Raw genomic sequence first — 15,598 nt, 5'->3', positions numbered from 1 at the left:
TACTTTTTGTGTGTTTGTATTAAGGGGAGAGAAGTGTAAATGAATAAAGAACGTGCAAAACGGCTGTTAATCAAGGTCTGGCCGTTTATTGCCATTTTAGCGGCCATTTACCTGATTATGATGGTACAAAAGCTGAATGGCTATACCGTCATGAGCTCAGATACTTGGTTCCATTACTCGCGCTTTTATGAAGCTAGTGAGCAAATTCGGCATCGAACGTTTAGCTACTTTCAGATGAATTACAGCTTTGACCAAAGCGGAAGAGTTATTAATGCGGTTTACGGTCCGATTTTTTCATATTTAATGGGCTTTATTTTGTTGGTGGTAGGCAGCTGGTATCGTTTTCAGTTGTTCAGCTATGTCCTGATCGGGCTCGTTGCGGGCTGCGGGATGTACGCCTTAAACCGCAAGCTGCGCGTCGGTCAATTGCCGGCAACGATTTTTAGCATTTTCTACCTATATATTGGTCCTTTGCAAAGCTGGTTCGATCATACCAATATGACGGCCTGGGGCGGGGCACTAGCGCCAATTGTGCTCTTAGAAGGCGTAAACATGATTATGGACCATCAAAAACCAGTTCGCTGGGTCCGTTTGGCGGTAGTGATGAGCATTGTTGCGCAAGTTCATTTGCTCAGCACCGTGATTTTAGGCGTAGCCTTGGTGCCATTTGCAATCTTAGGTCTAGTTAAGGCTGAAAACCGTCCTAAAATGCTTTTAGATGGCGTCAAAGCAATTTTGTTAACTTTGGTCCTGTCAGCTAATATTTGGGTTGCTTTGTTAATTCAGATGCATGCCAATCATTTAGTCCCAACTATAACTTTTGACTTGGCTGAAAATGGTTTGTACAAGAGCAGCGTGGGGACCGTAAGGCGAGGCGTTTTGCCGTTAATGAAACTGCTCTTGCTCTTGCTTGCCCTGCAGTGGGTAGTTAGTCTTTTGCAAAGAAAGAACTGGCTGAATAACTTTATTACCGGTTATGGATTTGTGGTTTTGTTTATGTGTACGGCTTACTTCCCATGGGCAAAATTGCAAATGAAGTGGCCGTTTTTAGGCAGCAACTTCCAGTTTCCGTATCGGTTAGCGATAGTTGCTTATCCCTTGCTAATGGCCGGAATGGCCTTATCGGCCCAAAGGCTGGCTGAGCGAAAGGAAACAATTGCCTATCGAGCCTGGATCGGCATGGCGCTTTTCGTCTTGATGGCTAGCTATGGGGCAAACTATGGCAGAATGTTGAGCTATACCAGTCATAACTTCATTGTGGTGGAGTACTACCCAAAGAACAGTAAACATTCTCTGTGGCGCTACAATCTACCAAAGAATTATCGGGGTCAAGGCGTCAAACGGTTTAAGAAGGCTAAGATTCGGGCGCGCGTGGTTGCTAAAGGCTTTTACTCGAAAAATTCCACCCATGTAGAGAGCTTTGAATGGGAAATGCAACAACGCAATTTGCGGTGGAAATTGTTCACGCGCTTGAATAAAAATTATCCTGATTATTTGCCGGACTATTCTTCAGCCGAGTTAAAGCCAAGGGAAGCTCGCAGAATTGTTACCAAAGAGGTTCACCACCGCCGGGTAAAGGGTCATTACCATTACCAACCGCAGCGAGACGGCAGCTTAAAGTTGACTTGGACCAGCAAGCATTCAGGATTAAAGCAATTGCCGCTAATTGTTTATAAAAATTCACAATTAACGGTCAACGGCAAAGTTTTTTCACATAAGAAGAGTAGACTAAGTAAAATCGGCGCTCCGAGCGTAGAAGCAAAACCAGGCAAGAACACGGCGGTTTTGAAATACCGGGTTCCAGCTAGTTTTAAAGTGATGTCGCTAGCAGCAGTAATTGGCTGGCTAGTAGTTGCGATCGGCTTTTGCAAACGAAATTGGCGCCAAGGAATTAATAAGCTAAAGAATTTTATGGGGGCATAGACATGAAAAAATTGTCAATTGTCGTTCCTTGCTACAATGAACAAGCAGCAGTGCCATACTTTTATCCTGCCGTTGAAAAAGTTGTGGCCGAGATGAAAGACTTAGCAATTGAATATTGGTTTGTCAATGATGGCTCAAGTGATCAAACGCTTGTGGAATTGCGCAAACTGCATGACCAGGATCCAGAACGGGTACATTATGTTTCTTTTTCACGAAATTTTGGCAAAGAAGCAGCTTTATATGCAGGCTTGCAAGCAGCCACGGGAGACTATGTGGTGGTCATGGATGCTGATCTGCAAGATCCGCCAGAATTTTTGCCGAAAATGTATGCCTTGCTGCAAACCGGTGAATGGGATGCAATTGGCACAAGACGGACGGATCGTAAGGGTGAAGCCAAGTTTAAGTCTTTCCTGAGCGACATGTTTTATAAATTTATCAATAAGATCTCCAAGACGGAAATTGTTCCAGGAGCACGTGATTTTCGAATGATGACGCGGCAGATGGTTGATGCGGTTTTGTCGTTAAAAGAATATAGCCGCTTCTCCAAGGGAATTTTTAGTTGGGTAGGCTTCCGCACCAAGTATCTGGGTTACCACAATGTTGAACGGGTAGCCGGGGAGACGCACTGGTCAACTTGGAAGCTGTTTAAGTATGCCTTTGATGGCATTAGCGACTTTTCCCAAGCTCCGCTGGATTTGACGGTTTGGCTGGGGGGCCTTAGTTTCTTAGGCGCCTTGATCGGCTTAATCTATGTCTTTATCCGACATCTGGTTCATCCCGAATTGGCGATTGTCGGTTGGTCATCTTTGGTCTGCATCATTTTGCTGATCGGTGGTTTGCAGCTCTTATGTTTGGGCTTGATCGGTCGCTATATTGGCAAGATCTTTACCCAGGTAAAGGAACGACCAATCTATATTATTCAAGAGAAAAAGTAGTTCTATCAAACACGCTAGCTAAGCTAGGGTGTTTTTCTTTTCACAAAAAGTTCTAAATCTTTTTACAAAAACGCATTACTTGAACTCCTGTTCCCTTGCTAACCTATTTACTAGGAATTTGGGGAAAGAGGAGGCCGCATGCAAATCAAAACTAGGATCGATAAAATTGGACTAACAATGCTTCCGTGGCTGGCGATGGTCTTTAGCATTTATCTGCTGGCTGCGGTCCAAAATTGGAACGGCTACACGATTATTGATCAGGATACGTATTTTCATTATTCGCGCTTCTATGATGCCGCAATGCAAATTAAACACGGCACTTATAATCTATTTCAAACAAATTATGCTTTTAATCATAGCGGACGCGTAACCAGTGCCGTGTACGGACCGCTCTTTACCTACCTGATGGGCGGAATTTTACTGGTTTTGGGAACCTGGTATCGGTTCCAGATATTTACTTATTATGCCCTTGGTCTGCTTGCGGGGACGGGAATGTATTTTTTGCTGCGCAAATTGCGCATAAATCGGGTTTTCAGCACATTTTTTGCGATCTTTTACCTCAATATCGGTCCCATCCAAAGCTGGTTTGACCATACTAATATGACCGCTTGGGGCGGGGCAATTGCACCGTTTGTCTTGCTTGAAGGCATCAATATGCTGCAAGACCGCGACCGCCCGGTCCGCTGGGTCCGCTTAATGTTTTGGATGAGCGTGATGGCGCAGATCCATGTTTTGAGCGTGCTGATTCTGGCTTTAGCACTGGTACCGTTTGTCGTGATTGGCTTTGCGCGTGCCCAGTCAAAGCGGGGCATGATTATAAGCCTGCTGTTAGCAGTTTTAGCGACAACTTTGCTAAGCGCCAACGTTTGGGGAAGTTTGTGTCTGCTTTATTTAAACAATCACTTGGTTCCTACCACGCAATACCTTTTAAGCAGCAAAACCTTTGAACTGAGCACCATTGGGACGATTAGGCGCAGAGTGCTCCCAGTCATGCGCTATTTGTTTTTGCTCATGCTGCTGCGGCTAATTTTCAATCTGCGCTTTAAAGCTCGCTGGCTGACGAATTTCTTGACCATTTATGCTCTGGGGATGCTGTTCTGCGTGAGCAGCAAGTTCCCTTGGGATTATTTGCAGGCAAAACTGCCAATCATCGGAAGTTATTTTCAATTTCCATATCGTTTGCTGATCGTGGGCTACCCATTAATGCTGGCAAGCTTGGCATTAACTTTGACCGAATTAGCAAAGCGACCAGAAAAACTGGCTTTTGGCACCTGGGCGGCATTCTTGATCCTGCTCTTGGGCGTTAATGTGGCCAGCAATTATAGTCGCTTGGTTTTGCACACCAGTTCGCAATATGAAAAAGTCAAAAATTCCAGCAAGTACTATCAAAAAACGGCAACTAGGGGGAATTACTATCTCAAGGCGAAAAATCCGGCAAAGCTGATGGCTAGCATGCGAACTAAAGGTCAATTGGGTGAAATGTTTAAAGAAATCAGCAAAATTAATCCGGATTACATGCCAAACTATCGGACAACCTTAACAAGCACGCAGGCAGTTAGCGTTTACGCTCAAGAAATAATCAAACCGGCAACGAGCGGCAAGTTCCACTATCAAGTTTTGGCAAATGGTGCCTTAAAAGTCGTTTGGACTGGCAAGAAAGCTGCTAAGGTTGCCGTCCCGGTAGTCTGCTACCAGCAGTCAAAGGTAACCGTCAATGGTCAGGTTGTTTCGCCAAAATTAAGCAGTTTGGGAGTACCGCAAGTCCAGCAGAAAGTCGGCAAGAACTATTTGATTTTGCAATTTATCGTGCCTAAATGGTACCTGGCTTTATTAATTAGCAGCCTCTTAGGTTGGTTAGGTTTAGGAGCAGGGTGCTTGGTCAAGAGCAAAAAACACCTAACTAAGCTTTTCCAACACGTTTTGCAGTAAAAGAAAAACCACAGACCTACAGTCTGTGGTTTATTTATGGGTCCCCTGGGAGTCGAACCCAGATTTCAAGAACCGGAATCTTACGTGCGATCCATTACACTAAGGACCCAAGCACATCTAACAGTATATCCAAAAATTGTCACAAATGCAAAGATAATTTACTGAAAAAAATAACTTGCTGAATTGGGGCAATTTTACTTGTATTTGGAATTTTCAATTGTTATACTACAAGTGTCGAATGGGAAACGGAGGATTCAAAAAATAAACAAATCCTGGTTTCTCTTATATTTTTAGCCATACTGGGACACTAACCGTCACGGCGGTGGACAAAAAATGTCCCACAGAACAAGGAGGACTTATGGAGTCGGAAATTTCTCTGCTCGAAGCCCTCGTACCAGATGCCTTAAAAATTCTTCGACAACGCTATCTCGTGCTTGAGCAAATATCCTTGCAAGCTCCAGTAGGACGCAGGACGGTTGCACAAAAGCTAGGCGTGTCAGAACGAAAGATTAGAACTGAAACTGAGTATTTAACCAGTTTAGGGCTGATTGAGACGAAAAATACTGGCATGGTCTTGAGCGAGAAGGGCGAAAAGGTTTTACAAGACGCCGGACCAATTATTGATCGTTTGTTCAATGCGGATGAAAACGAGGTCCGACTGGCTAGAAGACTGGGAATCGAACGAACCATTATTATTCCTGGCGATTGTGATCTGCAGGATCGGGTTTACGAGCAAATGGGCGAACAGCTCAGTTCCGCTTTGGACTTGCTTTTGCCCCTAGGACACACTATTATAACGGTGTTGGGTGGTGAAGCGATTGCCAAGGGAGGTCGGTATTTATCTCCTAAGCTAGCCAACAATCGTCGCTTGGAGTTTATTCCAGGACGAGGAGCCTTGGGTGAGAACGTCATGACGCAGTCTAATACGATTGTGCAAGAGATGGCGGCTCGCACTCATGGTACCTATAAAACCTTGTATTTACCTGAGCAAGTTTCGACTTCGGCTTATCGATCATTAATTAGAGAGCCGTCGATTTCAGACTTGTTGCAGGATATTTCACGAAGCGATGCCGTAATTCATGGAATTGGCTTAGCCCAAGAAATGGCACGGCGACGAGGCTATGACTCAATCAAGCTTTCAGAGCTGCGTGAAAAACATGCTGTCACCGAATGTTTCGGGTGTTTCTTCGATGACAAAGGCAAGATTGTCGACCGCATCACCCAGGTTGGATTGCAGTTTGAGAATCTACATAAAATACCCCACATATTTGCCTTTGCTGGCGGGCGGCGCAAAGCTGCTTCCATCATGGCATATATGCCTAATGCGCCTCGGCAAACCTGGTTAATTACTGACGAGGGCGCCTCAAAAGCGATTTTAAAGGAGAGTTAAAATTTCTCTTTTAAAATAAATTGTTGTTTATAGTTCTTAAGGAGGACTTTAGGATATGACAGTTAAAATTGGTATTAACGGTTTCGGCCGTATTGGTCGTTTAGCTTTCCGTCGTATTATGGACTTGGGCGAAAAGTCATCAGACATCGAAGTTGTTGCTATTAACGACTTGACTACTCCATCACTTTTGGCTCACTTGTTGAAGTACGACTCAACTCACGGCACTTTCAACCACGAAGTTTCAGCAACTGAAGACTCAATCGTAGTTGACGGCAAGAAATACCGTGTATACGCTGAACCACAAGCTCAAAACATTCCTTGGGTTAAGAACGACGGCGTTGACTTTGTTCTTGAATGTACTGGTTTCTACACTTCAAAGGCTAAGTCACAAGCTCACCTTGACGCCGGCGCTAAGCGTGTATTGATCTCAGCACCTGCAGGTAACGACTTGAAGACTATCGTTTACTCAGTAAACGAAAACACTTTGACTGCAGACGACAAGATCGTTTCAGCTGGTTCATGTACTACTAACTCACTTGCTCCAATGGCTAACGCATTGAACAAGGAATTCGGTATCCAAGTTGGTACTATGACTACTATCCACGCATTCACTTCAACTCAAATGATCTTGGATGGTCCAGTTCGTGGTGGTAACGTTCGTGCTGCACGTACTGCTTCAGCAAACATTATCCCTCACTCAACTGGTGCTGCTAAGGCTATCGGCCTTGTTATCCCAGAATTGAACGGTAAGTTGAACGGTCACGCACAACGTGTTCCAGTTGTAGACGGCTCAGTAACTGAATTAGTATCAATCCTTGACAAGAAGGTAACTGCTGACGAAGTCAACGAAGCTATGAAGAAGTACGAAAGCGACTCATTTGCATACAACGCAGACGAAATCGTTTCAAGCGACGTTCTTGGTATGACTGCTGGTTCAATCTTTGACCCAACTCAAACCATGGTAACTACTGCTGGCGACAAGCAACTTGTTAAGACTGTTGCTTGGTACGACAACGAATACAGCTTCACTTGCCAAATGGTTCGTACTTTGTTGAAGTTTGCTACTCTTTAATTTTAAGTTTTAAATTTAAGATTGATAGACTAGTAACGAAGAGGGCGAAGGGAAGATCTTCCCTTCGCCTTTTTTCGATGAATAGTTATATTCGGAGGAATCTCAATGGCTAAAATAATTATTTCTGATGTAGATGTCAAAGATAAGAAAGTTTTAGTTCGTGTTGACTTCAACGTTCCAATTAAGAACGGTGTCATCGGCGACGACAACAGAATTGTGGCTGCTTTGCCAACTATTCAATACATCCTGGACAACGGCGGTAAGGCTATCTTGCTTAGCCACTTAGGCCGGGTTAAGAGTGACGATGACAAGAAGGAATTGTCATTAAAGCCAGTTGCTGAACGCTTAAGCGAATTGTTGAAGAAGCCGGTAACTTTCGTACCTTCAAACGAAGGCAAAGAAGTTGAAGATGCTGTAAACGCAATGAAGGATGGCGACGTAGTTGTTCTTGAAAACACTCGTTTCCAAGACATCGACAACGACTTCGGCAAGCGTGAATCAAAGAACGATCCTAAGTTAGGCGAATACTGGGCATCATTAGGTGACGTTTTCGTTAACGACGCCTTTGGTACTGCTCACAGAAGCCACGCTTCAAACGTTGGTATTGCTACTGCTATGAAGGCAGCCGGCAAGCCTGCAGCTGCTGGTTTCTTGATGGAAAAGGAAATCAAGTTCTTAGGTAACGCTGTTGCTAACCCAGTTCACCCATTCGTAACTATCTTAGGTGGGGCTAAGGTTTCAGACAAGATTGGCGTTATCACCAACTTAATTCCTAAGTCAGACCACATCTTAATCGGTGGTGGGATGGCTTACACCTTCTTAGCTGCTCAAGGCCACAAGATTGGTAAGTCATTATTCGAAGCTGACAAGGTTGAACTTGCTAAGAAGCTGCTTGCTGAAGCTGGCGACAAGATCGTTTTGCCAGTAGACAACGTTGCTGCTACTGAATTCTCAAACGACGCTAGCCACGAAGTTGTTGGTGACGACATTCCTGACAACGAAATGGGCTTGGACATTGGTCCTAAGACGGTTGAAAAGTTCAGAGACATCTTGAAGGACGCTAAGACTGTTGTTTGGAACGGTCCTATGGGCGCATTCGAAATGTCAAACTTTGCTGAAGGTACGCTTGAAGTTGGTCGTGCTTTAGCAGACTTAACTGATGCTACTACGATCATCGGTGGTGGTGACTCAACTGCTGCTGCTAAGCAATTAGGTATCGCACCTAAGATTACCCACATCTCAACTGGTGGTGGTGCTTCACTTAACTACCTTGAAGGTAAGGAATTACCTGGTATTGCATGTATCTCAGACAAGTAAGAAAGGATTAGTATTTTAATGCGTACTCCAATTATTGCTGGTAACTGGAAGCTGCACATGAACCCTGAACAAACGGTTGAATTTGTTAAGGCTGTTAGTGCAAAGTTGCCTGAATCAAGTAAAGTTGAATCATTAATTTGTGCTCCTGCAGTTGACCTTGACGCTTTGCGTAAGGCTGCTGAAGGTACTAACTTGCATGTTGGTGCTGAAAATGCCTACTTTGAAGAAGAAGGTGCCTTCACTGGTGAAACTTCTCCAAAGGTTTTGAAGGAAATGGGCATTCAATACTGCATCATCGGCCACAGTGAACGTCGTGGCTACTTCCACGAAACTGACGAAGACATCAACAAGAAGGCTAAGGCCTTGTTTGCTAATGGTGTAACGCCAATCATCTGCTGCGGTGAATCACTTGAAACCCGTGAAGCTAACAAGCAAGAAGAATGGGTTGTTAGCCAAATTAAGGCAGCTTTAAAGGACTTGTCAGCTGAACAAGTTTCATCATTGGTTATTGCTTACGAACCAATCTGGGCTATCGGTACTGGCAAGACTGCTTCAAGCGACCAAGCTGAAGAAATGTGCAAGACTATCCGTGAAACTGTTAAGGACTTGTACAACGAAGAAACTGCTGAAAACGTTCGTATTCAATACGGTGGTTCAGTAAAGCCTGCTAACGTTAAGGAATTAATGGCTAAGCCAAACATCGACGGTGGCTTAGTTGGTGGGGCTTCATTAGACCCAGAATCATACTTAGCTTTGGTAAACTACCAAGACTAATTTTGCTGGATAATAAAAAGGCGTGCTTGTGAACTGAGCACGTCTTTTTACTTTGGCCAGGATTTTTGCAAAGCTTGCAGCAGGTTCTTGAGCTTGCTGCGATTGCTGATTAAGTAACTAGCGTAAATTGGCATATGGGCCCGCTCATCAGAAATCGGAACCCGTACCCGATTATCATCAGCTTGATGGTCTGGGCCAGATAAATTAGTAGTGAAATATGGAAAACTCGAATACTCGCTGATTTCGCGCAAATTCGTCATTTGATTTTGGTAAAGAAATTTAGCTTCCGGGATTTCTTCCTCTTGGATATCGCGCCAATGACCAATATCGCTTAAAACTAAGAAACTGAGGTCATGCAAATCCTTGAAAGAGACGATTGACTTACTTGCTAGGTCCATAAATTGATCTAAGTTGACGTAAAGATCTTCAACGCCCAAAAATAAACTCTCAATTTCGTTTGTTTGCAGTTCCTCATCACTAAAGACGATCGTCTTGGCATGACTTAATAGTGAGGGCACAACCGCTTTTTTGTCTAACAGATTTTTTTCAATTTGAACGGTTTCAGGCAGATCTAGGCGTTGACTATAAAGCAAGGGTCCAGGGACGGTTGAGGCCAAAGAAATTTTTTGCTTGCTTTGATCGTAGTTATGAACGGCAGTTTCAAATTCAGTTAAGGCTGCCAGGGTTTTCTTTGCAGTTTTCACCGTGTACTGACCAGTATCTGTCAGGTTGATCTTATTGGGTTGGCGATCAAACAGCTTAACATTTAATTCGCTTTCCAGTTTTTGCATCCCTCTGGTTAAACTAGGCTGGGTAATATTGAGCTTTTCAGCTGCTTTAGCTAGAGTACCAGTTTCAGCGAAGGTTACTAATTCAGTCAATAAATAAGGATCAATCATTTTTGTCCTCCTATCCAGCATTCCATAAATGTATACTAGCATGAAAGTCTAGTATTTTTCAAATTTGACTAAAAGGGCTAAAATTGCTTCAAGAATAAGGAACAAGAAAAGATAGTAAAAAGTAAAGGAGCTCTTATGTCTGTACCAGTTAGAAAACTAAATAATGGCGTAGAAATGCCTACTTTTGGTTTTGGCGTTTTCCAAGTGCCAGATTATCAAGAAGCAAAGAAAGCAGTTGCCGAAGCCTTAAGCGTTGGTTATCGCTTAATCGATACCGCAGCCGCCTACAATAATGAAGATGCCGTCGGCGCAGCCATTAAGGAAAGCCAGGTTAAGCGGGACGACGTGTTTGTGACTTCCAAATTATGGGTGTCAGATTTTACTTATGAACGGGCTAAGGCTGGAATTGATGCTAGTTTGGAAAAATTAGGCACTGACTATATTGACTTGTACTTGCTGCACCAGCCTTACGGTGATTACTTTGGCGCTTACCGGGCACTTGCAGAAGCGCAAAAAGCCGGCAAGATTCGCGCAATTGGGATTTCCAACTTTTCAAACGACCAAGTGCAAAATCTCTTGTTGTCAGCTGCCGTTAAGCCAGCACTTAACCAAATTGAAATCAATCCTTGGTTCCAACAAACCAGCAGCGTAGACTTTTTACAAAAGAACGAGATTGTCCCAGAGGCTTGGGCACCATTTGCCGAAGGCAAGCATGATATCTTCAAGGACGAGACGATTGCGCAAATTGGTGCCAAGTACGGCAAGACCAATGGTCAAGTTATCTTGCGCTGGCTGCTGCAACGCGGCATTGTGGTAATTCCTAAATCCGTTCACAAGTCACGGATGGAGGAGAACATTGATGTCTTTGACTTTGAGTTAAGCGCTGATGATATGGCAGCAATGGCTAAATTAGATAAGCAAGAAAGTCAATTTTTCAGTCATACTGATCCCGTCGCAATTGAACAAATTTTTGGCCCAAGTTTGAAGCAGGTTCAAAAAGCTGAAAAAGCAAAATTAAATGGCTAATTGCCACTAGCAGTACCGATGTGTTAAAGCATCGGTATTTTTGTTACACTAGACATAGGAGGTATTCAAATGATACGACAAGCAGAAAAGCAAGATTTTCCTTTTGTTTTTCCAATTTTGGAGCAAATTTTTGACGAAATGGATATGGCAAGCATTAAGAAATTGCCACAAAGCCAATTTTATGATTTGATGCGCCAAGGTTTTATCAGTGAGCGCTACCGTTATAGTTATCGTCGTACTTGGGTTGAGGTCAGCGACGAGGGCGAAATTCGCGGTATGTTGACCATGTACCCATATGAAGATCAGGTTGCGATCGATGAAGCGCTAAAAACGCGGTACGCTAAGGTAGGCTTGCCCTTTGAAACCGTAATTTTTGATGACCAGGAAGCTTGGCCGGATGAATGGTATCTGGACTCCTTAGCTGTGCATCCCGATCATTGGGGGCAGCATGTTGCCAGTCGCTTAATGGATTTTGGCGAAAAAATGGCCAAAGAAAAAGGCTACCAGAAGGTTAGCCTTAATGTTGACCTGGAAAATCCGCGTGCCATTAGATTATATGAACATAAGGGTTACCAAACCGAAAAACAGATGACGATTGGCGACCGAACTTATAACCATATGGTTTTGCAGCTTTAATTTAAATTAGTCGAAATATTTTGGCCTAAGGGCGGAAAAGTTGGCAGCTTCAAAGGCGTGACATGCCACTGCGTTAGCAGGATGGTGGTTAACAAAATAAATGGCACATCTTCCGGCTTGCTGATTTCACAACATAAAGTGACGCCACTAGACCTAACTTCGGTATTGACACTTGCAACCGTCTTATAACCGAGACGGAATTTGTAAGTGCCTTTTTTGATGCTGCCAGTTACCAGATATTTTAGCCCGCTGATATAAAAGACATTAGCTGCCGGGCTGTTCATCTTGTGGACTTTAACCAAGGAATGGCGCACCACGTCAATCGTAAAGGAGGCAATAATGCCAACGCCATCACGAAATAAACGACCAATCTCTTGGTTATTAAAATCATACAGGTAAAGCGTATGGTTAGGATTTTCCAAATTGCCGCGAATAATGAAACAGATGTGACCAGTTTCATCGGCAACGGGAATCTGACCATAATTTTTTTCCTGACTTAGAGTCAAAAAGTATTGCATGATAGTTACCCTCTTGCATTTTGGGCAATAAATTGTTCAAGTATCCAGCCGACACCGTTATGATTGTTGTCTTTGGTTTCAATATCTGCCAGATCCTTGATGAGTGGAACGGCATTTCCCATGGCCACCCCCGTGCCCGCCATGCGGATCATGCTCTCGTCATTTAGATTGTCGCCAATTGCCGCAACTTCTTCCGGCCGATAGCCGCGTTTTTGGGCATAATCCATTAAAGCCGTGCCTTTTTGGGCTTCTTTGGCATTAATTTCCAAATTTGACGCAGAACTAGAAGAAGCGACTAGCCCGAGCTCCTTAATGAGGGGCAAAATATCGCTAAAAGCTTCATGACCACGCGAATCGAAGGCAATAATCTTCATTACTTCAATGCCTGGCCGGGCTAACAAGTCGTCAAATGACGCGACTTGTTCCATGTCTAGGATTGATTTTGAACCAGCTGATACCGCCACGGCAGTCCGGAAGTCCATCCCGGGATTAAGGTCAACCATCAGGTGGGCGATATTGGTAATCCGGGCATTTAAATCTTCGCTATAGACCTGGTCGGCGGTAATTACTTCAAAATAAAACTGGTGCTCGTGGAGGATCGTAACTAATTTTTTCGCACTGGCCAGCGCAATTGGATGCTTGACCACCAGGTCACCTTGCTGGTTAAAAACTAGGGCGCCATTCAAATTGATAAAACCGGTCGTCAGCCGCGCATCCCGTAAGACTACTTTCGATTCTTTGGGTGCTCGCCCGGTGGCGATCAAGAATTCAATCCCGCTTTCTTGGGCATGTCGAATAATTGCTCGATTGGTTTCACTAATTTGCATGTTGCTGTCAAACAAGGTGCCATCTAAATCGCAGGCCACTAGTCTAATCATGATATCCACTCCCTATATGTACTAGAATAATGATAACATAAAGAGAGCAGAATAGGAGGTTGTAAATGAAAGCGCTAATAGGCAATGACTGGGACCAAGTACTGGAGCCATATTTTGATAGTGATGAATATCACAAATTGCATGAATTTTTAAAACATGAATATGCGACTAAAAAAATCTTTCCTGACATGTATCATATTTTTACGGCTTTTAAATTGACTAGTTTCCAAGATACTAAGGTCGTAATTCTGGGACAAGATCCTTATCATAATCCAGGCCAGGCCAATGGCATGAGTTTTTCGGTGGAGCCAGGAATTAAGTTACCTCCTTCACTTGTAAATATTTACAAAGAACTATATGATGATGTTGGTGCCCAACCAGTGAATCATGGCTATCTAAAGAAATGGGCCGACCAGGGTGTCTTGCTCTTGAACGCGGTTTTGACCGTTCCCTATGGTCAAGCTAACGGCCATCAGGGCAAGGGCTGGGAATTGGTGACTGATGGCGCGATCAAAGCTTTAAGCAAGCGTGGACGCTGCGTGTTTATCTTGTGGGGGCGGTTTGCGCAAAATAAATTGCCCCTGATTGATGAAGAGCATAATACGGTGATTAAGTCAGCACACCCCAGTCCCTTTTCGGCAAATCGCGGTTTCTTTGGCTCACGGCCATTTTCTCGCTGCAATCAGGCACTTGCTGAATATGGCGAAAGTCCGATTGATTGGCAATTACCCGCAGAGGTTTAGAGGTTTTTGGGTATTGCCAAATAGGTTGACTGCGGCATTTTAGAAAAAGGTAGGATATATCGATGACAGTTTTTTCATTGTTGACAGACATGGTCAAAAAGGCTCCTGAGAAGCAACGGATAGTTTTTCCCGAAGGGGATGACCAACGGATTTTAACAGCTGCGACCAAATTAGCTGCTGATGGTCTGCTTAAACCAATTGTTTTAGGCAAGAAGAGCGAAGTAGCCAAGCTGGCAGCTGACGCAGGGCTTGACCTTACCGGTGTGGAAATTTTTGATCCGGCAGAATATGCCAACTACGAGCAAATGTATGAGGTCTACCGGGCTTCTAGCAAAAAGGCCGTAAGTTTAGACGAAATTAAGCAAAATTGTGCCCAGGGGAATTATTTTGCTACTTTATTAGTTAAGATGGGCGAAGCGGACGGCATGGTTTCTGGTGCCAACCACACCACGGCCAATACCGTTTTGCCAGCTTTAAAGTTGATTCACGCTAAACCTGGCATGCATCGGGTCTCAGGGTCATTTGTGATGGAAAAGGGCGCAGAAAAGTATATTTTTGCTGATTGTGCCATTAACATCGACCCAGATGCCCAAATTTTGAGCGAAGTTGCTTACCAATCAGCCCTTACCGCCAAAATGGTGGGGATTGATCCTAAGGTGGCCTTTTTGAGTTTTTCAACTAAAGGTTCAGCTAAAGGCGAAATGGTTGATAAAGTGGTTGAAGCTTGCAAATTGTTCCAAGCAGCTCATCCCGACATCCCCGCTGATGGGGAATTGCAGTTTGATGCGGCCTTTGTCCCAAGCGTGGGCGAAAAGAAGGCTCCAGGTTCTAAGGTGGCAGGACATGCAAACGTCTTTGTCTTCCCTGAATTGCAATCAGGCAATATTGGCTATAAACTAGTTCAGCGGCTAGGCGGTTTCACCGCAGTTGGCCCAATTTTGCAAGGATTGGCTGCTCCGGTTAATGACCTCTCACGCGGAGCCAGCAGCCAAGATGTTTATGATATGGCAGTCTTAACCGCTGCCCAAGCAGTAATGGATAAGGATTAATCATGAAATTAGCAATCAACTCGGCTCAAGCGATGCAGCAGCTAGGTGCGGCTTTGGCTGAAACTGCCCAAGGTCACGATGTGCTTTTGCTCAAAGGTGACCTGGGGGCGGGAAAAACGACCATGACCCAAGGTTTAGGCCGGCAATTGGGCATCCGGCGACCGATTAAGAGTCCAACGTTTACTTTGGTGCGCGAATATCGCGAAGGTCGCCTGCCGCTCTTCCATATGGATTTTTATCGCTTGGAATCAGCTGATTTGGCATCGATTGATTTGAATGAGTATTTAAATGAAGCAGGAATTGTGGTCATTGAATGGCCCGACAAAATTGCCGAATTCTTGCCCCGTGAATATTTAGGCTTAACCTTGACCCGAGTTGATGACAGTTGGGAATCAACCAAACGGGTGGTTGAGTTTGAACCGCACGGCGAACGGGCTGAGGCCTGGGCTGAAGCGGTTAAAGCACAGTTAAAAGCATAAGAAAAACGAAATTCCTTTGGGAATTTCGTT

At 44.2% G+C, this 15,598-nt stretch carries 15 protein-coding genes and 1 tRNA gene; 12 read left to right on the top strand and 4 right to left on the bottom strand.

The features are described from left to right. The first annotated feature begins 39 nt into the window (after positions 1–39). From KI210_RS05320 to KI210_RS05310, 3 genes are all read left to right on the top strand, one after another. Positions 40–1,923: a putative glycosyltransferase family protein gene (locus KI210_RS05320; protein ID WP_212780858.1), complete on the top strand. Its 1,884-nt coding sequence runs from the start codon at positions 40–42 to the stop codon at positions 1,921–1,923. Positions 1,924–1,925: 2 nt separating this feature from the next. Continuing rightward, on the top strand, positions 1,926–2,858 hold the full coding sequence (locus KI210_RS05315) for a glycosyltransferase family 2 protein (protein ID WP_212780857.1): 933 nt from the start codon (positions 1,926–1,928) through the stop codon (positions 2,856–2,858). Positions 2,859–2,996: 138 nt separating this feature from the next. Next, positions 2,997–4,787: a putative glycosyltransferase family protein gene (locus KI210_RS05310; RefSeq protein ID WP_212780856.1), complete on the top strand. Its 1,791-nt coding sequence runs from the start codon at positions 2,997–2,999 to the stop codon at positions 4,785–4,787. 37 nt (positions 4,788–4,824) lie between these two features. On the opposite strand, the gene KI210_RS05305 is transcribed toward KI210_RS05310, so the two are convergent. Beyond that, positions 4,825–4,896, bottom strand: a tRNA-Arg gene (locus KI210_RS05305). Positions 4,897–5,145: 249 nt separating this feature from the next. Between KI210_RS05305 and KI210_RS05300 the strand changes: the two genes are divergently transcribed. The 4 genes from KI210_RS05300 to tpiA all read left to right on the top strand — a co-directional run bounded on the left by KI210_RS05300 (position 5,146) and on the right by tpiA (position 9,340). Beyond that, positions 5,146–6,177 (top strand): sugar-binding transcriptional regulator, encoded by a 1,032-nt coding sequence (locus KI210_RS05300; protein WP_212780855.1) that lies wholly within the window; start codon positions 5,146–5,148, stop codon positions 6,175–6,177. A 55-nt stretch (positions 6,178–6,232) separates the two neighbouring features. After that, complete coding sequence (gene gap / locus KI210_RS05295) at positions 6,233–7,249, top strand: type I glyceraldehyde-3-phosphate dehydrogenase (RefSeq protein ID WP_212780854.1); 1,017 nt, start codon at positions 6,233–6,235, stop codon at positions 7,247–7,249. A 105-nt stretch (positions 7,250–7,354) separates the two neighbouring features. Then, positions 7,355–8,566, top strand: coding sequence for a phosphoglycerate kinase (locus KI210_RS05290; RefSeq protein WP_212780853.1), 1,212 nt, complete (start codon positions 7,355–7,357; stop codon positions 8,564–8,566). Positions 8,567–8,584: 18 nt separating this feature from the next. After that, positions 8,585–9,340 carry a triose-phosphate isomerase gene (gene tpiA, locus KI210_RS05285; protein ID WP_212780852.1) on the top strand — a complete coding sequence of 252 codons (756 nt, stop codon included), beginning with the start codon at positions 8,585–8,587 and terminating at the stop codon, positions 9,338–9,340. A gap of 47 nt (positions 9,341–9,387) precedes the next feature. On the opposite strand, the gene KI210_RS05280 is transcribed toward tpiA, so the two are convergent. Then, a complete protein-coding gene (locus KI210_RS05280; protein WP_212780851.1) occupies positions 9,388–10,239 on the bottom strand; it encodes a LysR family transcriptional regulator in 852 nt (283 codons plus the stop codon). A 135-nt stretch (positions 10,240–10,374) separates the two neighbouring features. Between KI210_RS05280 and KI210_RS05275 the strand changes: the two genes are divergently transcribed. Together KI210_RS05275 and KI210_RS05270 are read left to right on the top strand one after the other, a co-directional pair. After that, positions 10,375–11,265, top strand: coding sequence for an aldo/keto reductase (locus KI210_RS05275; protein ID WP_212780850.1), 891 nt, complete (start codon positions 10,375–10,377; stop codon positions 11,263–11,265). Positions 11,266–11,334: 69 nt separating this feature from the next. Next, positions 11,335–11,901: a GNAT family N-acetyltransferase gene (locus KI210_RS05270; protein WP_212780849.1), complete on the top strand. Its 567-nt coding sequence runs from the start codon at positions 11,335–11,337 to the stop codon at positions 11,899–11,901. Here the strand turns inward: KI210_RS05270 and KI210_RS05265 are convergent. Together KI210_RS05265 and KI210_RS05260 are read right to left on the bottom strand one after the other, a co-directional pair. Further along, positions 11,898–12,419 carry an LURP-one-related/scramblase family protein gene (locus KI210_RS05265; protein WP_212780848.1) on the bottom strand — a complete coding sequence of 174 codons (522 nt, stop codon included), beginning with the start codon at positions 12,417–12,419 and terminating at the stop codon, positions 11,898–11,900. The two genes, KI210_RS05270 and KI210_RS05265, sit on opposite strands and share 4 nt — an antisense overlap. Positions 12,420–12,424: 5 nt before the next feature. After that, positions 12,425–13,297: a Cof-type HAD-IIB family hydrolase gene (locus KI210_RS05260; protein ID WP_212780847.1), complete on the bottom strand. Its 873-nt coding sequence runs from the start codon at positions 13,295–13,297 to the stop codon at positions 12,425–12,427. 65 nt (positions 13,298–13,362) lie between these two features. On the opposite strand from KI210_RS05260, the gene KI210_RS05255 reads away from it, so the two are divergent. The 3 genes from KI210_RS05255 (at position 13,363) to tsaE (ending at position 15,568) form a co-directional block, all read left to right on the top strand. After that, positions 13,363–14,040: a uracil-DNA glycosylase gene (locus tag KI210_RS05255; RefSeq protein WP_212780846.1), complete on the top strand. Its 678-nt coding sequence runs from the start codon at positions 13,363–13,365 to the stop codon at positions 14,038–14,040. Between the two features lie 62 nt (positions 14,041–14,102). Next, complete coding sequence (gene pta / locus KI210_RS05250) at positions 14,103–15,089, top strand: phosphate acetyltransferase (protein ID WP_212780845.1); 987 nt, start codon at positions 14,103–14,105, stop codon at positions 15,087–15,089. Continuing rightward, positions 15,089–15,568, top strand: a complete 480-nt coding sequence (gene tsaE, locus KI210_RS05245; RefSeq protein WP_212780880.1) for a tRNA (adenosine(37)-N6)-threonylcarbamoyltransferase complex ATPase subunit type 1 TsaE — start codon at positions 15,089–15,091, stop codon at positions 15,566–15,568. The genes pta and tsaE overlap by 1 nt, the downstream gene beginning before the upstream one ends. Positions 15,569–15,598: the final 30 nt, after the last annotated feature.

This window comes from Lactobacillus corticis (genome assembly GCF_018327645.1).
In the GTDB taxonomy this organism is placed as follows: Bacteria; Bacillota; Bacilli; order Lactobacillales; family Lactobacillaceae; genus Lactobacillus; species Lactobacillus corticis.
This window is presented reverse-complemented; position numbering and strand designations above follow the sequence as displayed.